This window comes from Actinoplanes teichomyceticus ATCC 31121, from assembly GCF_003711105.1.
Classification (GTDB): domain Bacteria; phylum Actinomycetota; class Actinomycetes; order Mycobacteriales; family Micromonosporaceae; genus Actinoplanes; species Actinoplanes teichomyceticus.
Map to the genome: position 1 here is coordinate 41,018 of NZ_CP023865.1, position 17,170 is coordinate 58,187.

The 17,170-nt window shown below is 71.1% G+C and carries 16 protein-coding genes and 1 tRNA gene; 10 read left to right on the top strand and 7 right to left on the bottom strand.

What is annotated here, in order from left to right; all coding sequences use genetic code 11:
* Positions 1-98: 98 nt before the first annotated feature.
* Positions 99-926 (top strand): PASTA domain-containing protein, encoded by an 828-nt coding sequence (locus ACTEI_RS00165; protein ID WP_164465798.1) that lies wholly within the window; start codon positions 99-101, stop codon positions 924-926.
* Positions 927-950: 24 nt separating this feature from the next.
* On the opposite strand, the gene ACTEI_RS37950 is transcribed toward ACTEI_RS00165, so the two are convergent.
* Positions 951-1,253: a hypothetical protein gene (locus ACTEI_RS37950; RefSeq protein WP_122975780.1), complete on the bottom strand. Its 303-nt coding sequence runs from the start codon at positions 1,251-1,253 to the stop codon at positions 951-953.
* Positions 1,254-1,932: 679 nt separating this feature from the next.
* On the opposite strand from ACTEI_RS37950, the gene ACTEI_RS00175 reads away from it, so the two are divergent.
* Positions 1,933-2,157 carry a DUF397 domain-containing protein gene (locus tag ACTEI_RS00175; protein WP_239082215.1) on the top strand — a complete coding sequence of 75 codons (225 nt, stop codon included), beginning with the start codon at positions 1,933-1,935 and terminating at the stop codon, positions 2,155-2,157.
* A 180-nt stretch (positions 2,158-2,337) separates the two neighbouring features.
* Entirely contained in the window at positions 2,338-2,793 is a 456-nt protein-coding gene (locus tag ACTEI_RS00180; protein ID WP_122975782.1) for a hypothetical protein, read from the top strand.
* Between the two features lie 91 nt (positions 2,794-2,884).
* Here the strand turns inward: ACTEI_RS00180 and ACTEI_RS00185 are convergent, their stop codons facing one another.
* From ACTEI_RS00185 to ACTEI_RS00195, 3 genes are all read right to left on the bottom strand, one after another.
* A complete protein-coding gene (locus tag ACTEI_RS00185) occupies positions 2,885-3,493 on the bottom strand; it encodes a hypothetical protein (RefSeq protein ID WP_239082216.1) in 609 nt (202 codons plus the stop codon).
* Between the two features lie 236 nt (positions 3,494-3,729).
* Positions 3,730-4,545 carry a WecB/TagA/CpsF family glycosyltransferase gene (locus tag ACTEI_RS00190; RefSeq protein WP_122981827.1) on the bottom strand — a complete coding sequence of 272 codons (816 nt, stop codon included), beginning with the start codon at positions 4,543-4,545 and terminating at the stop codon, positions 3,730-3,732.
* 282 nt (positions 4,546-4,827) lie between these two features.
* Positions 4,828-4,910, bottom strand: a tRNA-Leu gene (locus ACTEI_RS00195).
* Positions 4,911-5,193: 283 nt separating this feature from the next.
* Here ACTEI_RS00195 and ACTEI_RS00200 point away from each other — a divergent pair.
* The 7 genes from ACTEI_RS00200 to pknB all read left to right on the top strand — a co-directional run bounded on the left by ACTEI_RS00200 (position 5,194) and on the right by pknB (position 13,999).
* Positions 5,194-5,982 carry an FHA domain-containing protein gene (locus ACTEI_RS00200; protein ID WP_122981828.1) on the top strand — a complete coding sequence of 263 codons (789 nt, stop codon included), beginning with the start codon at positions 5,194-5,196 and terminating at the stop codon, positions 5,980-5,982.
* A 5-nt stretch (positions 5,983-5,987) separates the two neighbouring features.
* Entirely contained in the window at positions 5,988-6,470 is a 483-nt protein-coding gene (locus ACTEI_RS00205; protein ID WP_122975784.1) for an FHA domain-containing protein FhaB/FipA, read from the top strand.
* Entirely contained in the window at positions 6,467-7,855 is a 1,389-nt protein-coding gene (locus tag ACTEI_RS00210) for a PP2C family protein-serine/threonine phosphatase (RefSeq protein ID WP_122975785.1), read from the top strand. Before ACTEI_RS00205 ends, ACTEI_RS00210 begins: the two co-directional genes overlap by 4 nt.
* A 139-nt stretch (positions 7,856-7,994) precedes the next feature.
* A complete protein-coding gene (locus ACTEI_RS00215; RefSeq protein ID WP_187645889.1) occupies positions 7,995-9,386 on the top strand; it encodes an FtsW/RodA/SpoVE family cell cycle protein in 1,392 nt (463 codons plus the stop codon).
* Entirely contained in the window at positions 9,383-10,882 is a 1,500-nt protein-coding gene (locus ACTEI_RS00220; protein ID WP_122975787.1) for a peptidoglycan D,D-transpeptidase FtsI family protein, read from the top strand. Before ACTEI_RS00215 ends, ACTEI_RS00220 begins: the two co-directional genes overlap by 4 nt.
* A gap of 1 nt (position 10,883) precedes the next feature.
* A complete protein-coding gene (locus tag ACTEI_RS00225) occupies positions 10,884-12,215 on the top strand; it encodes a serine/threonine-protein kinase (RefSeq protein ID WP_122975788.1) in 1,332 nt (443 codons plus the stop codon).
* Positions 12,212-13,999 (top strand): Stk1 family PASTA domain-containing Ser/Thr kinase, encoded by a 1,788-nt coding sequence (gene pknB, locus ACTEI_RS00230; RefSeq protein ID WP_122975789.1) that lies wholly within the window; start codon positions 12,212-12,214, stop codon positions 13,997-13,999. The genes ACTEI_RS00225 and pknB overlap by 4 nt, the downstream gene beginning before the upstream one ends.
* 96 nt (positions 14,000-14,095) lie before the next feature.
* Here the strand turns inward: pknB and ACTEI_RS00235 are convergent, their stop codons facing one another.
* Genes ACTEI_RS00235 through ACTEI_RS37665 form a run of 3 tightly spaced genes read right to left on the bottom strand, consistent with a single transcriptional unit; the run spans position 14,096 to position 17,087 of the window.
* Positions 14,096-14,746, bottom strand: coding sequence for an aminodeoxychorismate/anthranilate synthase component II (locus ACTEI_RS00235; protein ID WP_122975790.1), 651 nt, complete (start codon positions 14,744-14,746; stop codon positions 14,096-14,098).
* A gap of 1 nt (position 14,747) precedes the next feature.
* Positions 14,748-15,059, bottom strand: a complete 312-nt coding sequence (locus ACTEI_RS00240) for a hypothetical protein (RefSeq protein WP_122975791.1) — start codon at positions 15,057-15,059, stop codon at positions 14,748-14,750.
* 3 nt (positions 15,060-15,062) lie between these two features.
* The gene (locus tag ACTEI_RS37665; RefSeq protein WP_239082217.1) at positions 15,063-17,087 is read right to left on the bottom strand and encodes a class E sortase; all 2,025 of its coding nucleotides are present in this window, start codon (positions 17,085-17,087) and stop codon (positions 15,063-15,065) included.
* Between the last annotated feature and the right edge of the window lie 83 nt (positions 17,088-17,170).

A 17,170-nucleotide genomic window follows, 5' to 3' on the forward strand; every position in this document is an offset into this window, starting at 1 on the left:
CGACAGGCGCATCCTGGCCGGACGCCCGATCGCGTTGCGTGCGCTGCGCCGCGGTCGGCCGCACGATTGGATACGTTGACGCTGGGACGATCGTGGGTGTGCCGGAGGGGGGCGAGATGCCGGACGAGCACGGGCCGGGCCGGGACGCCGATGCGACGCGGCCGGACGCGACGCGACCGATGCCGGCGGCGGACGACACCGTCGCCGACGAGACCGTGGTACGGGGGAATCAGCCATCCGGGCGTACCCGGCCGGGGGACGATCCGGTCGCCGCGACCCGGCCGATGGCGCCGGTCGGCGGCCGGGACCCGGATCCGCGTGACGCCGACGACGGCGCGTGGACCGGACGCGCCGCGGTCCGGCCACCCCGGCCGGAGGAGACCCGGTACGACCAGGACGCCTGGACGGCGGCCGGATCCCGGGAGGAGCCGTCCGGCCGCTGGTGGATGCCGATCGTGGTGGGTGTCGTGGGGCTGGTCCTGCTCGCCCTGCTCGGCTTCGGCATCTACCTGGTCGTGCAGAACTCCGGGTCCGATGTGGACGAGCCCTCGCCGACCCCGGCGCAGACGCGTACCGTCACGCGGACCACCGCCGGCACCCCACCGACCACCACGCCCACCACCGCGCCGACGGTGAGCACCGTGCCGACCACCGAGCCGACCGTCACCGAGGCGCTCGTGCCGGCGCTGCGCGGGATGCCGCTGGCCGACGCGCAGGCCGCGCTGGACCGTTCCGGCCTCGGATATCGGGTGATCTACCGGGCCGGCTACGCGGAACCGGGCACGGTGATCGACAGCGATCCGGCGGAGGGTCAGGCGGTTCCCCCGGACACCCGGGTCACCCTCGTCGTCGCGGCCGAGCGGGCCGGTGGCCCGGCCACGACGACGACGGCGCCGGCCGCCACCGCCGAGCCCGGCGAGGACTGAGGAGCCGCTCGCCGTCGGGTCGGCTCAGCGATGGGTGCGAGCCGATCGGGCGGGCGCCACGTTCGGGCGCGCGGCCGGCTGCCGGCCGTTGCGGGCCCGCGGGTCCGGGGCCTTGCCGACCGATCGCAAGCCGTTGATCTGCACGAAGATGGAGCGGCGTTCCACGGCGTCGCCGGCTGAGTTGAGCTCGTAACCGTCGAGCCAGACCCAGCCCTCGTACGTCGGCCAGTCGTGAACCCGGATGACCCGGAAGAGCATCGGTGATGCGAATTGAACGCTCGCCGCCTTCGTCACGTGGATGACATCACCGGACCGAGGAAGAAGCACGTCATCTCCTGCCCTGAGACTCGTTGCCTGATGGTTTTGCTGGATGGACTTGTGACACAGATGCACCAGTCTGCCCGGCTCATGCACCTTTGCAACCCTTTGACGATGCCAACCATCGAAGGATGTTGCAGAACGTCACCATCGCCGATCCCGCCACCCAGGTCTCGGGAGGAAGTCCAAGAGGGACCCCCGGTGGCTCGGCACCCCGTGTCGGACGTCGTTTTGGTGTGTTGCGTCGGACTTACCCGCATCACGCAAGAACGCTACGTGATGCAAGCCATACGGAAAGATTGCACCACCAGTGTCGTCGATGCAAGTTGCAGGTCCTCCTTCCGTGATCCTCCGTGATCACGGCGTGCTGCCGGATGAGGGCCGTACTTTCGCAGGTGAGACCGTTGTGCAGAAAAATCGCCGCATGATCCACAATGCTTAGAGCATTACGGACATTTTCTCCGAAACGCCGACAATCACTGTTTAATCGTGGCTGGCCTGCCGAGACTCAACTTGCCCGATGGGACTACCCCGAACGGAGAACCCCGATCGGGTCAACGCGTCCCGGCGCACCGGTCGTCGTTACTGGATGCGAGAACGGTCCCGTCGATCCCCGGCGCAGCTCGACGGAACCCGGACGGGACCGTCCGGACCGCCGGGGCCGGCACACCCTGACAGGAGAGCCATCGTGGAAATCGAGGTCAAAGGTCTTCGGGTCGACCTGAGCGACGCCCAGTGGTTCAAGAGCACCCGCAGCGGCGCGGACAGCGACAACTGCGTCGAGGTCGCCTTCGTCGGTGAGGCCATCGCGGTGCGGGACTCCAAGAGCCCGTCCGGCCCCGCCCTGATCTTCACCGCGGCCGAGTGGGACGCCTTCGTCGGCGGCGCCAAGGACGGCGAGTTCGACCTCTGAGGCGGCGGTCGATGTCCGCAGCCCATCGTGGCCGACGCGCTCGCCCGCGTCGGGCGTCGTCGGTGGGCATCTGCCGCGATTCACCGTCGCCAGGTGCGACGCGCCTCGTTGAACGTTCCAAGCGCTGACCGGACCGCGCCGACGGGCCGGGACGGATCTTCAACGAGGCAAGGCAGTGAGATGACCATTGGTTCGGACAACCTCAGCAACGGCCCGTCGACGGCACAGGACCGGTTCAGCGGGGGCGTGAGCGCGTACCGCCAGGGCCGACGGGAGGTGCTGAGCGGAGACCACGGCGACGGCGAATTCCTGTCCCGTGGCGGGACCGGTCTGCCGACCCGCTCCCCGGGGCGCTCCCACAGCATCGAGCCGACGAGCGCGCTGGACCGGGCGTCCGGTCTGCCCCCGCTGGAGCTGCAGGGGCTGACCGAGCCGGTGTTCGCCACACCGGCCTGGAGGGACAGCGCGCCGCCGGACACGTCGATGGCCGACCACCCGCTGCTGCGGGGTCTGCTGATGGAGTTGCCGGCGCGCGGCACGCTGCCGCAGTCGGAGTGGCTGGACCGGTGGTTCGAGGCGGCAAGGTCGATCCTGGAGCTTCTCTACGTCCAGGAGGCGAAGAAGCAGGCGCACTGACCGGGGCTCGCAGACCCGCGCCGGTCAGCGTGCCCCGCTCGCCCACCCCCTGCGCCGGTCAGCGAACCTTGGCTCGCACACCTGGGGCCGGTCAGCGAACCCCGGCCCGGATCCGCGCCCGGTCTAGCGGCGCCATCACCAGCGGGGCCAGGCGGCCGTGCCGCAGAGCGGCGCGGATGCCGATCACCGCGACCGCCACGGCCACCAGCGCGATTGCCGCCGCGGTGAAGCCGGAGCCGGCCGGCACGTCCAGGCCGGGCCGGTCCACCAGGCCCGCGGCCAGCGGCAGCCCGACCACCGCGGCCAATCCGGTGATCTGCAGCGGGGCGCTGATCAGCGGATGCGCCGCGGCGGCCCGCAGACCGGGCGGCACGGGCGCCAGCGGGGCGGTCGCGAAGGCGCCCGCGCCGTGGCGCACCCGGCTCAGTCTGCGTACCCCCGCGGTGAGCACGACCAGTGCCGGAACGGCCGGCAGCAGGGCCGCCGCCGGCGCCGCCGAGACGCCCGGCATCAGGCCGGCGACCACCGGCACCGCGGCGAACACGGCCGTGCCGGCGCCGACCAGGGCGGCGAGCAGCCGGGCGCGGCGGCGCATCAGGAGCGCGGTGCCGGCGCTCGGAAGGCCGTCGGCCAGCAGCCCGGCGGCGAGCCACAGCGCGGCGAGAAGGCCGATCAGAATCACGTCCACAGCGGTGTCCACATCGACAGCGTTCACCTGCCGCGCACGCGGCGAAACCGGGATATGCCCCCACCGGCGACCCGTAGGGGTCGGTTCGTGACGATGGGTGTCCGGGCGATCCCGGAGGGTTCCCGCTCCGGTGCCCTAAGTGGACAAACCGGTGTCCCGGAGTGTGACCTATCCCGCACTGTCGGCTGACGGATGGCGCTTCCGTCCCGAAAGATCATCCATGCCCGAAGGCGCGGATGACCGCAAAGTCACACCGCGAAGCCGCGCACCGGCTCGTTGGTCGCCGCGGCCGGAGTGGCCTTCCACAGCCCCGTCTTCTGTGCCAGGAGCCGGCTCAGGTAGGCCGGGTTCAGCAGGAGGTACCGCTTCCACAGGCGCTTGGGCTCCAGCCCCAGCCGCCACAGCCACTCCAGCGCGTACTTCTGCATCCACGCGGGCGGGTTCTTCAGCAGCCCGGCGTGGTAGTCGAACGCGGCGCCCACGGCCAGCAGCGGCATGTCCAGCAGCGGCCGCATCGCGTAGGTGAAGACCTCCTGCCGGGGGCAGCCGAGCCCGACCAGCACGAGGCGCGCGCCGGACGCCTTGATGCGCTCGGCGATGGCGACCTCCTCACCCGGTTGCGCCCCGCGGAACTTGGACGCCTCCACCCCGGCGATCTTCAGTGCCGGGAACATCTCCCGCAACGCCGGCACCAGGCGGTCCAGCGTCGGCTGGGTCGACCCGTACAGATAGATCGGCAGCCCCTCGGCGGCGGCCCGCTCGACCACCTTGAGGGTCAGCGTCGGCCCGTAGACGCGGTCGGCCAGCGCGGCTCCGTGCAGCAGGTTCAGCGCCCAGCGGACCGGCTGGCCGTCCGGTGTCACCAGATCGAAGGAGTTCAGCCGGGCCTCGTGCGCGCGGTCCTGCACCCCGGTCATGACCCCGTGCACGGCGAGCGCGGTGACCGCGTACGGCCGGCCCTCCCGGGCCGCCGCGATGATCCGCTCGGTGGCCGACGCGTAGTCCGTCGCGTCGACCAGCACCCCAAGCACGTTGCGCTTCCCCTGGTCAACCCCAGCAGGCACAGCGACCACGCTCACACCCCACGCTCAGACGGAAATCTCGACGTCGACAGGCGGGCGAGCATACCGCCGCGCCACCCTTCTGCCCGCGCTGACGTCACCGAATCCCGAACCTCGTCCGTAAAAGGGATCAAGCGGGCCCGTTCCCCCGCCGTCGTGACGTGCAGCACTTGCTCAACCACTTCCACAACCACCGTAACGTGGGGTTTCCGGAGGTGCGCTTGCGGGCAGAACCAGAAGAAGCCCCCGGCCCGCTTGCGCGGACCGGAGGCTCCCGGTTGCTCGTGGGGATGGGGGGAGTTGAACCCCCACGTCCTTTCGGACACACGGACCTGAACCGTGCGCGTCTGCCATTCCGCCACATCCCCATGTGACTTGGTCCCTGGAATCATATAACTGACCTCAGTGACCTCTGAAACCGGCCCCGCGGGCCTGTTTCTGGTTACTACCCGCGACAGACTACGCTGTCGCTCGTAGTTATCGAGAGCGGCACCAAGCAAGTACTAGTACTAGCTTGGTAGCAGTACTAGCGAGTTGATATCGCCCCGCGACGGAGGAAACACTAGCACGGCGTCGAGGGGCGTCATACGAGGGTCAGAAGTGCCGGCTGCTCTTGGGCCACGGATGCGCAAGCGGCCGCCGGATACCATCATGTCCTCGGAACCCGAGGAGGAGCCGGTGAGCGTGCTGCAGCGCTTTGAGAAGCGATTGGAAGGCCTTGTCGAGGGGGCCTTCGCGAAGGTCTTCAAGGGTGTCGTCCACCCTGTGGAGATCCTGAATGCCATGCAGCGGGAGGCCGAGGCGCACAAGGCCATCCTTGCCGGTGGCCGCACCCTCGTGCCCAACCGCTACGTGATCGACCTTTCGCCGTACGACCACGGCCGGCTGGCGCCGTACGCCGCCGCGCTGGCCCAGGAGCTGGCGCAGTCCCAGGCCGAGTTCATCGGCGAGCAGGCCTGGACGGTCTACGGCGACGTGATCGTCGAGATCGAGCGCGGCGACGGCCTGGACACCGGCATGTTCCGGGTCACCGCGGAGGTGTACACCGGTGGCGAGGTCGCCCCGGTGCAGCAGCCGGCCTACGACGCCGGCCCGCAGTACTCGCCGTACGACCAGCACGGTGGCGGCTACCCGCCGCACGGCGGCCACGGCGGCCCGCGCAGCGTCGGGCTGGTCTCCGGCGACGGCCGGACCTACCCGCTGCAGATGGGCTCGACCGTGATCGGCCGTGGCGACCAGGCGAACCTGCGCCTGCCGGACGTCGGCATCTCGCGCCGGCACGCGCGGCTGGACTACGACGGCAACCAGGTGGTGCTGACCGACCTCGGCTCGACGAACGGGACGATGGTCAACGGACAGCGGGTGTCCGCCGTGGCGCTGAACCCGGGCGACATGATCCAGCTCGGCACGACCACGCTGACCTTCCGAGTGGACGGCTAGCGGCCTTGCCCGAATTCGTCCTCACCGTTGCCCGGTTCGGCTTCCTGATCCTGCTGTGGATCTTCGTGTTCACGGTGGTCGGGGTGATCCGGCGGGACCTCTTCGCGGGCGCCCGGTCGAAGAGCATCGTCGCCAGCCCGCGGGGGGTGGGTGGCGCGGTGCTCCCGGGCCGGCCGGCGAAGGTGAAACGCGGTAAGGCGGCTCGGCAGCTCGTGGTGACCGCCGGTCAGCTCGCCGGCACCCGGATCACCCTCGGCGAGGCGCCGATCACGATCGGCCGCGCCGAGGATTCCACGCTGGTCATCACCGACGACTTCGCGTCGGCCCGGCACGCCCGGCTGGTGCCGCGGGACGGCCAGTGGTTCGTCGAGGACCTCGGCTCGACCAACGGCACCTACCTCGATCGCGGTAAGGTCTCCGGACCCACCCCCGTTCCCCTCGGCGTCCCGATCCGGATCGGACGCACTTCTCTCGAGTTACGGCCATGACCCTGACCCTGCGCTATGCCGCTCAGAGCGACCGCGGTCTGATCCGAGACCTCAACCAGGACTCCGTCTACGCCGGTCCACGGCTGCTTGCTGTCGCGGACGGCATGGGCGGCATGGCCGCCGGTGACGTCGCCTCCAACATCGTCATCGCCGCGATGGCGCCGCTCGACGACGACGTCCCCGGCGACGCCCTGGTCGACGCGCTGCGGCACGCCGTCGGCACCGCCAACCAGCAGCTGCGGGACACGGTCGACGCCAACCCGCAGCTGGAAGGGATGGGCACCACGCTGACCGCGGTGCTCTTCACCGGCAGCAAGTTCGGCATGGTGCACATCGGCGACTCGCGGGCCTACCTGCTCCGCAAGGGCGAGTTCGCGCAGATCACCAAGGACGACACGTACGTCCAGATGCTGGTCGACGAGGGCCGCGTCAGTCCGGAGGAGGCGAGCAGCCACCCGCAGCGGTCGCTGCTCACCCGGGCGCTGGACGGCCGGGACATCGACCCGGAGTACTCCGTGCGCCAGGTGCTCAAGGGCGACCGGTACCTGATCTGCAGCGACGGTCTGTCCGGTGTGGTCAGCGCCGAGACGATCGCCCAGACGATGCGGGAGATCGCCGACCCGAAGGCGTGCGTCGAGCGGCTGGTCCAGCTGGCGCTGCGCGGCGGCGGGCCGGACAACATCTCCGTGGTGATCGCCGACGCGACCGACGCGGACATCGTCGAGCAGGCGCCGATCGTCGGTGGTGCGGCGTCGCTCGACCGGGGCAACACCACCGTGGCGGACAGCTCGACACCGGCCTCCCGGGCGGCCGCGCTCAAGCAGTCGCCGCCGCGCCCGCCGGCCCAGCCGGAGACCGAGGGGTTCGACCGCGAGCCGGAACCGGCCGGACACCCGGTGCGGACCACCCTGCTGGTGCTGCTGCTGCTCGGGGTGCTGGGCGGTGGCCTCTGGGCGGGCTGGCAGTACACCCAGGACCAGTACTACGTCGGCGCGACCGAGGGCGGCCAGCTCGCCATCTTCCGCGGCGTACCGGGCCGGATCGCCGGCCTGGACCTGTCCTCGGTGAGCGAGACCAGCACGGTCCGCCTGGACGACCTGACCACGGTCGCCCAGGAGCGCGTCAAGGAGGGCATCCACGCCGACAGCCAGCTCGACGCGCGCACCATGCTGACCGAGCTGACCAGCGAAGAACCCTCCAACCCGAACCTGAAGCCGGTCTGCGCCGTGGCCAGTGCCACGCCGTCGGCTTCCACCCCGGTGCGTCCGGCGGCGACGTCCGCGCCGGCCACCGCGACCTCGGCTCCGGCCACCGCGCCGAGCGTTCAACCGTCCGAGAGCGCGTCCTCGGCCGCCGACCCGGTCGGCTGCCGGACCGTCGACTGAGCACGGCCTACAACGTCTGGGGAATTTCTTGACCGCGCCCGCCGTACCGGCTCCCTCGCCCGCCTCCACGGGTGAGCTGTCGCGTATCCCGGGATTGAAGACCCGCCGTAACGCCGAACTCGGGCTCCTGGCCTTCGCCATGGTGCTGGTCACGGTGTTCGGCGCCACCGTGGAAGCCAACAAGTACGACAAGCTCCAGCCGAACTTCTGGGTGCCGGCCGCGCTGCTGAGCATCCTCTTCCTCGGCCTGCACATCGTCATCCGGTTCGTCGCTCCGTACGCCGATCCGGTGCTGCTTCCCGCGGTGGCTCTGATCAACGGCATCGGGGTGGCGTTCCTGCGCCGCATCGACATCGCCAACGCGATCAACGACAAGCAGCCGCCGCCGGGCATCTTCTCCGGGATCGGCGGTCGCCAGCTGGCCTGGACGCTGATCGCGCTGATCCTGGCGGCGGCGCTGCTGCTGTTGATCCGCGATCACAAGACCATCTCGAAGTACGCGTACACGCTCGGCCTCACCGGCATCGTGCTGATGATGATCCCCGCGGTGCTGCCACGCAGCCTCTCCGAGGTGAACGGCGCGAAGCTGTGGATCAAGATCGGTGGCTTCTCCATCCAGCCGGGTGAGTTCGCCAAGCTGATGCTGGTCACCTTCTTCGCGTACTACCTGGTACGCAAACGTGAGGTCCTCTCGCTGGCCAGCAAGCGTTTCCTCGGGATCGACTTCCCGCGCGGCCGCGACCTCGGCCCGGTCGTCACGGTGTGGCTGTTCAGCCTCCTGGTGCTGGTCTTCGAGAAGGACCTGGGCACCGCGCTGCTGTACTTCGGCCTGTTCGTGGTGACGCTCTACGTCGCCACCGAACGCTCCAGCTGGCTGATCATCGGCCTGCTGCTGTTCTTCGGCGGCGTCTACATCGCCTACCTGCTCGGCGCCTCGATCGGCGGCCCGTTCGCGAACTTCTACGACCGCGCCGACGTCTGGCTGAACCCGTTCGACCCGGCCCAGTACAACCGGATCGGCGGCAGCGGCCAGCTGGTCCAGGGCCTGCTCGGCCTGGGCACCGGCGGCCTGTTCGGCACCGGCCCGGGCGCCGGCTCGCCGCTGTCCGTGCCCGAGGTGCAGAACGACTTCATCTTCGCCGGCCTGGGCGAGGAGATCGGCCTGTTCGGCCTCTCCGCGCTGCTGGTCTGCTACCTGCTGATCACGATGCGCGGCCTGCGCTGGGCGATCGGGGTGCGCGACTCGTTCGGCAAGCTGGTCGCCGGCGGCCTCTCGTTCACCCTCGGCCTCCAGGTCTTCGTGATCCTCGGCGGCATCACCGGGCTGATCCCGCTGACCGGCCAGACCACCCCGTTCCTCTCCTCCGGTGGCTCCTCGCTGATGGCGAACTGGCTGCTCATCGCGATGCTGCTGCGCATCTCGAACGCGGCGCGTGGCCCGGCGACCGGTGGTGGCGGACGGGAACGACTCGGGCCGAAGAAGGCCCCCACCCAGCTGCACGGCGCCATGACGGAGGTGATCAAGCCGTGAATGCCCCCCTTCGCAAGTCCGGCGTGGTCCTCTTCGTCCTGTTCGGGATGATCTTCGCCAACCTGAACTGGATCCAGGCCTACAAGGCCGACGAGTACCGCACCCACAAGTGGAACGGGCGGGTGATCGTCGCCGAGTACAAACGCCCCCGCGGCGTGATCGAGGCCGGCGGCACCGCCCTGGCCCAGAACAAGGCGACCGACGACACCCTGAAGTACCTCCGGGTGTACCCGAAGAAGGACATCTACGCTCCGGTGCTCGGCTACAAGCCGGTCAACCTGGGCACGGTCGGCATCGAGGAGAGCGAGAACGACTTCCTCTCCGGCGAGAGCGACAAGCTGTTCGCCGACCGGATCAGCGACATGTTCACCGGTGAGGACACCGGCGGCGGCAACGTGGTGCTGTCGCTGAACACCAAGGCTCAAGAGGTCGCCTGGAAGCAGATGACCAACAACGAGCGGGGAGCGAAGAAGGGCGCGGCGATCGCCCTCGACCCGCGCACCGGGGCGGTCCAGGCGCTGGTGTCGATGCCCAGCTACAACCCCAACCAGCTGGTCACGCACGACACCCAGGCGGCCGCCAGGGCGTACCGGGAGCTGAACGCGGACAAGGACAACCCGATGCTGAACCGGGCGCTGTCGCAGACCCTCCCGCCCGGCTCGGCGTTCAAGGTGATCGTCTCCGCGGCGGCGCTGCAGAGCGGCTACGGCGTCGACACCGAGCTCCCGGCCGGCAACGTCTACCGCGAGGGCGGCGCCACGGTCCACAACTCCGAGGACGAGGTGTGCCCGGCCGGCGACGTGACCCTCAAGGAGGCGCTGACCGAGAGCTGCAACACCGGGTACGCCAAACTCGGCGTGAAGCTCGGCGCGGACAAGGTCAAGGCGACGGCGAAGGCGTTCGGGTTCGAGGGGGGCGAGCTCAGGGTCGGCGACCTGGAGAGCGGCGACGGCCTGCCGGTGGCGGCCAGCCACACCGGTGACATCGCGAACCCGGACGGCAGCACGGACCGGGCCGCCCTGGCCCAGTCCTCGATCGGCCAGCGGGACGTGCGGATGACGCCCCTGCAGGGCGCGCTGATCGCGGCCACGGTCGCCAACGGCGGCGAGCAGATGCAGCCGTACCTGGTGCAGCAGCTGCTCAGCCCGGACCGGCGGACGATCTACACCGCCTCCCCGAAGAAGCTGCGCACCCCGATCGACGGCAACGTCGCCTCCCAGCTCAAAGAGATGATGATCAGTGTCGTCGAGAACGGCACCGGTCGGAAGGCGCAGATCGACGGCTACACCGTCGGCGGCAAGACCGGTACCGCCCAGAACGCCGCGGGCGCCGACCCGCACGGGTGGTTCATCGGGTTCGCCTTCAACGACAAGGGCGAGGCGGTCTCCGCCGTCTGTGTCGTGCTGGAGAACGTCTCCGGCGGCCACGCGAGCTCCGAGGCGGCCCGGATCGCCGGGCTGATCATGAAGGCCGCGGCCGGTCGGGGAGGGGACTGACATGATCCGCCCGGGGGTCACGCTCGGTGGGCGATACCGCTTGGAGGAGCGGGTCGGCGGCGGCGGCATGGGCGACGTCTGGCGTGGCACCGATGAGGTGCTGGGCCGTACCGTCGCTGTCAAGATCCTGCTGCCCGCGCTGCTCGACGAGCCTGGCTTCGCGGAGCGGTTCCGCGGTGAGGCGCGCACCATGGCGACCATCAACCACCCGGGCGTGGTCGACGTCTACGACTACGGCAGCGACCAGCATCTGGCGTTCCTGGTCATGGAGTTCGTCGAGGGCGACGCCCTGTCCCGCACGCTGAGCCGGGTCGGCCGGCTCACCCCGGCCCGCACCATGGCGCTCGTCGCGCAGGCCGCCGACGCATTGCAGGCCTCCCACGCCAACGGCATCGTGCACCGCGACGTGAAGCCGGGCAACCTGCTGGTCCGCCCGAACGGCACGCTGGTCCTGACCGATTTCGGCATCGCCCGGTCGGCCCTGGTCGGCCAGTTGACGGTGGCCGGGGCGGTGCTCGGCACGGCGTCGTACATCTCGCCCGAGCAGGCGGCCGGTGATGTGGCCACCCCGGCCTCCGACGTGTACGCCCTCGGCGTGGTCGCCTACCAGTGCCTCTCCGGGCACCGGCCGTTCGAGGGCGCCACCCCGGTCGAGATCGCCATGAAGCACGTCCGGGAGACGCCGCGCCCGCTGCCCGGCGACATCCCGCCCTCGGTGCGTGCCATCGTCGAGCGCGCGCTGGCCAAGGACCCGGCGGCGCGCTGGCCCAGCGCCGCGGCCATGGCGGCGGTCGCCCGGCAGGCCGCGTCCTCGCTGACCACCACGGTGCACCCGCCGGTGAGCCAGCCGGCCCGGGCCACCCCCGCGCCGTCGCAGCCGGCCCGGGCCTCGGCCCCGCGGCCGACGTCGGGCGCGCGTGGCGCCGCCGCGGTGCCGTCCGCCCCGCCGGCGTCCGCGGCCGCCCCGCCGGTGGCGCCACCGATGCCGCCGCACTACCGTCCGCAGTCCGGGCCACCGTTGAACAACGGCGGGTACCCGCCCCCGATGCCGATGGCCAAGCCGGAGGGCTCGCTGGGCCGGCAGGTGCTGATCGTGCTGGCCGTGGTGCTCGCGCTTCTCGTGCTGCTCTGTGCCGGAGTCATCTCGTTCCTGTATCGACATGGCAACACCGCCGCCGCCGGCGAAATCGCGCTGGGTGATCGCAGCAGCTCGGCGGCTATCCTCCGCACGGGCGTGGCTGCCGACCGGGTGTCGGCGGCGTCGTACCGTCTTATGAAGGCCGACCCCCAGCTCGGCCCGATCCGACCGAACGAAGGACGACAGACGCTATGACGGCGCAGGCCCGACTGCTCGGTGGCAGGTACCAGGTCGGCGAGCTGCTCGGCTATGGCGGTATGGCGGAGGTGCACCGGGGCCGCGATCTCCGCCTCGGCCGCGACGTTGCGATCAAGATGCTGCGCACCGACCTCGCCCGGGATGCCACCTTCCAGGAACGGTTCCGCCGCGAGGCGCAGAACTCGGCCGCGCTCAACCATCCGGCCATCGTCGCCGTCTACGACACCGGCGAGGAGACCTCGGGGACCGGCGAGCGGCTGCCGTTCATCGTGATGGAGTTCGTCAACGGGCGGACCCTCAAGGAGGTGCTGGCCCAGGAGCAGCGGCTGCCGCCACGCCGGGCCCTGGAGATCATCGCGGACATCTGCGCGGCGCTGGAGTTCAGTCACCGGCACGGGATCATCCACCGGGACATCAAGCCGGGCAACGTGATGATCACGCAGAACGGCCAGGTCAAGGTCATGGACTTCGGCATCGCGCGGGCCCTGGCCAGCGGCGCCACCACGATGACCCAGACCAGCGCGGTGATCGGCACCGCTCAGTACCTCTCCCCCGAGCAGGCGCGCGGCGAGGCGGTGGACGCCCGCTCCGATGTCTACGCGGCCGGCTGCGTGCTGTTCGAGCTGCTCGTCGGGCACCCACCGTTCGTCGGCGACAGTCCGGTGAGCGTGGCGTACCAGCACGTCCGGGAAGACCCCAAGGCGCCCAGCTCGATCAGCCGCGAGGTCCCGCCGGACGTCGACGCGATCGTGCTGAAGGCACTCGCCAAGAACCCGTTGAACCGGTACCAGAGCGCTCAGGAGATGCGCGCCGACGCGCTGCGCGCGGTCTCCGGCCGTCCGGTGATGGCCACCCCGGTGATGAGCGAGGCCGAGACCGTCGCGATGAGCAACGGCCCCCGCCAGTGGCAGCCGCAGGCGGCGACCACCGTGCAGCGGCCCGTTCCGCCGGCCCCGGGTGGCGGCCGGCCGCCGGACAACCGGCAGTCCTGGGTGTGGGCCGCGCTGGCCGGCCTGGGCGTGCTGGTGGTGATCGTGCTCGGCGTCGCGCTGGCGTTGAACAAGAAGAACAACGGCGGCGACCAGCCGAAACAGCCGCAGCAGGTGGCGATGCCGGACCTGAAGGGCCTGACCGAGGCGCAGGCCAAGCAACGGCTCACCGACCTGGGGCTGACCGGCATCCCGCAGGTCGACACGGTGCAGGACAAGGACTGCAAGGGCGAGGTCTCCAAGCAGACGCCGGTCGCCAGCACGCAGGTCCCGGTCGACACCCAGATCTCCTTCACCATCTGCAACGCCCCGGAGAAGGTCACCGTGCCGACCGGGCTGGTCGGCGGCACCAGCGCGGCGGCCGAGGCGGCCCTGAAGGAACGCGGTCTCGTGCCGAAGTTCCGCGATGTGGCGAGCGCTTCGCCGAAGGGCCAGGTGATCGAGGTGGAGGACGAGGGCGAAGAGGTCGAGCCCGGCACCGAGATCACGGTGAAGGTTTCCGACAACAAGCTGGTCATCATGCCGGACGTGGTCGGTCAGAGTCAGGACGGCGCGACCGCGCTGCTCACCGACAAGGGCCTGAAGGTGGACGTGCAGATCGTGCCGGGCGACGGAACCCAGGAGCCGGGCACCGTGATCAGCCAGAGCGAGAAGGCGAAGAGCCGGGTCGAGATCGGCAGCACGATCACCATCGAGGTGGTCGGCGAGCAGGAGCCCGACCCGAACCAGTCGTCGCCCTCGCCGGACCCGTCGGACACCTCCGGCACCGGTGGCGGCGGCGTGCCGGGCTGATCTCCGACGAGCTCAGCCGGATCCAGCTTCGACAACAGGATGGCCGGACGCCCGCGCGGGCGTCCGGCCATCTGCCGTTTCCAGTCGGTTCGCGGTCTAAGCGCTGGCGAAGGCGGAGCGCCGCCGCGTCTCCACCTCGGCGGCCAGCTCGGGCGCCCGCTCCAGGGCCGACGGGAGGCCGCAGGCGGCCAGCCAGTTCGCCAGCATGGTGTGGCCGCCCTCGGTGAGCACCGACTCCGGGTGGAACTGCACGCCCTCGATCGGCAGCGTGCGGTGCCGCATCGCCATCACCACGCCGGAACCGGTCCGGCCGGTCACCTCGATCTCGTCCGGCAGCGTCTCCGCTAGCACGGCGAGCGAGTGGTAGCGGGTCGCGGTGAACGGGTCCGGCAGCCCGGCCAGCACGCCGTCGCCCCGGTGGTGGACCAGCGAGGTCTTGCCGTGCAGCAGTTCCGGCGCACGGGTCACGGTCGCGCCGAAGGCCGCGCCGATCGCCTGATGCCCCAGGCAGACCCCGAAAAGCGGAATCTTCCCCGCGTACGTCCGGATCACGTCGAGCATGATCCCGGCGCGGGTGGGCTCGCCGGGGCCGGGGGAGAGCAGGATGCCCGCCGCGCCCAGCCGGCCCACCTCGTCGACGCCGATCTCGTCGTTGCGTCGCACCTCGCATTCGGCGCCGAGCTGGCCCAGGTACTGCACCAGGTTGAACACGAACGAGTCGTAGTTGTCGATCACGAGAATGCGCACGTCAGTCGTCACCTGCTAGGCCGCCGGGGTCGGGGTGGTTGGAGGTCGTGCTGTACGGGATCTCCTCGGGCGCGGACTCGTCCGGGTCGGCCGAGGCTTCCCCGGCGCCCGGGACGGTCGCGTCCTGGTCCACCGAGTTCGGGTCGACCTGCGAGGTGCCGCCGACCTGCACGTCATCGAAGGGCAGCAGCGGGGTGGCCCACGGGAAGACGACGTACCAGAGCAGGGAGCCGACGGCCGCGACGAGCACGAGCGACATGGTCAGCTTGCTCCAGAGGCCACCCGGGAGCTTGCGCCAGATCCAGGCGTACATCCGCTATGCCTTCGTCTTCATCTCGGCCGGCATGCCGGCGTCCGGTTTCGCCTGTTCCCGCGGCACCGTCTTGACGAGTTCCGCGTGCACGATCAGCCGCTCGTAGTTGTTGAACTTCGGGTTGCAGGTGGTCAGCGTCAGCAGCGCCTTGGTCGGCTTCTTGCCCGGCTCGTTGGGCACCGGCGCGACCACCTCGACCTGGCTCGGCTTCACGATCTGCTGGTCGTAGACCTGGTAGACGTACCACTTCTCGCGGGTCTCGACGCCGATCACGTCGCCGGCCTTCAGCTCGTCGAGCCGCCAGAAGATCTTCTTGATCCGGTGGCCGGCGACCGAGAAGTTGCCGATCCGGCCCGGCTTGGCGGTCTCCGGGTAGTGGCCCGGCGCGTATTTGATGTCCTGCGGGCGGACGCCGTCGACGACCACCCACTCCTTGTCCAGCTTCGGGATGTAGAGCCGGCCGACGAGGTTGTCGCCCGGTGCGGCCGGGCCCTTCACCGCGGTGCTACTCGGCGCGACGGTCGGGTCGGCCCACGCCTGGTCCAGCTCCTGGGCCAGTTCGTCCTGCTCGGCCTGCACCGCGGCCGAGTTGCCGAAGACCTCGTAGCCGGCGAAGAGCAGCACGATCAGACCGAAGGTGATCATCAATTCGCCGGCGCCGCGCACCCCGGTCCGGATCCGGGACGCGGTGGTCGGCCGGGTCAGCTCCGAGTAGACGCTCTTGTAACCCTCGTCGGTCTGCTCGGGGCGCAGCTTCACCACCACCTCACCGCGCTTCGGCGGCTCGGCCGGCTCCGCCGGCTCGGCGACCGGCTCGGCCGGTGGCACCGGGACGGCTTCCACCGAGGCGGCGCCGAGGACGGCCTCCGGCCCGGCGGCTTCGCGGGCCGCCTGGGCCGCCCCGCCGGGCGGCAGGGCGGTCAGTTTGCCGGGCAGCGGGGCCCCCGGCGGGAGCGCCGGGAGTACGCCGGTGGGCGCGTCGATCGTCGGGATGACCCGGGTCCGGGACGCCTCCGGTTGCAGCGCGCCCGGAACCTCGGACGGCGGCTCGTTGCTGGCCCAGCGGGTGTTCACCGAGCCCATCGGCGGGCCGCCCGGGCTGGTCATGGGGCGGGTCGTGCTGCCGGAGGGTTCCCAGGGTGCCGGGGACGCCGGTTCGGGCTTCTCCGGGGCGTTCCAGGGCGTTTCCGGGGCGCTGGTGAGCGGGTCCGGGCGATCCGGGGCGACGGCCGGGATGACGGCGGTGTTCCGGTCGGCCGGCCAGGTGGAGGTCGCGCCGGCGTCGTCGCGCGCGGCGCCGCCCGCCTCGATGCGGCCGGTCGCGTCCGGGTCCCAGGCCGGCGCCGCGGGACTTCTCGGTACGGACGGGTCCGCGCCACCGGTGCCGGGGACCGCGATGGTCTGACGGGTCGGCTCGGCGTCCCAGCCGGAGCTCGCCGCGCTCCAGCCGCCGGTGGCCGGAGACGTCTCGGGCTTCCAGCCGTTGGCGGTGGGGGGCGTCCCGGGCTTCCAGGTGGGCGCGGCGGACGGCTCGGCTGGGGGTGCCGCCGGGACGGCGGTGGTCCGGGGTGCCGCCGGGACGGCGCTGATCGGGATCTGCTGGGTGTCGGCGCCTTCCAGGAGTGCTTCCCGGCGTACCGGAAGGGGGTCCTTCCCGTCCGCGCCGCGGGCGAGGAAGTCGAAGCCCTCCGCCGGCACCGGCGTGGTCGGCGGCATGGCCCGGCGGCGTGCCGCCGCCGCGGTGGCGCTCACCGTGTCCGGACCCGCATCGGCCCGCGAGCTGTCGATCCGCCGCTGCGCCGCCTCGTCGGGCTGGAGGATGGCCGTGTCGTCCGCGGGCGAGCCCGCGTTCGCGGCCGCGCCCGCCGTCGCGGACCGGCTGCTCTCCGGCCAGGTGGCGCCCGGCTGCGCCGCGGCCTCCGGGACGGCACCGGACCGAGCGGCGCCCGGGAACGCCGGAGCAGCCGGCGGCGTGGCGGCCGCCGCCGCGAACGCGGGCTCGCCCGGCGCGCCGGTTGCCACGAACACGGAGTCTCGCGGTGGGGTGGCCGTCGGGAACGCGGCGTTTTGCGGTGGGGTGGCCGTCGGGAACGCGGCGTTTTGCGGTGGGG

Excerpts from the sequence above, each read along its gene's own strand:
- ACTEI_RS00180 (WP_122975782.1), top strand. The coding sequence starts at position 2,338 with ATGACCATTGGTTCGGACAACCTCAGCAACGGCCCGTCGACGGCACAG.
- ACTEI_RS00200 (WP_122981828.1), top strand. The coding sequence starts at position 5,194 with ATGTCCTCGGAACCCGAGGAGGAGCCGGTGAGCGTGCTGCAGCGCTTT.
- ACTEI_RS00210 (WP_122975785.1), top strand. The coding sequence starts at position 6,467 with ATGACCCTGACCCTGCGCTATGCCGCTCAGAGCGACCGCGGTCTGATC.
- ACTEI_RS00215 (WP_187645889.1), top strand. The coding sequence starts at position 7,995 with ATGGTGCTGGTCACGGTGTTCGGCGCCACCGTGGAAGCCAACAAGTAC.
- ACTEI_RS00225 (WP_122975788.1), top strand. The coding sequence starts at position 10,884 with ATGATCCGCCCGGGGGTCACGCTCGGTGGGCGATACCGCTTGGAGGAG.
- pknB (WP_122975789.1), top strand. The coding sequence starts at position 12,212 with ATGACGGCGCAGGCCCGACTGCTCGGTGGCAGGTACCAGGTCGGCGAG.
- ACTEI_RS00240 (WP_122975791.1), bottom strand. The coding sequence starts at position 15,059 with ATGTACGCCTGGATCTGGCGCAAGCTCCCGGGTGGCCTCTGGAGCAAG.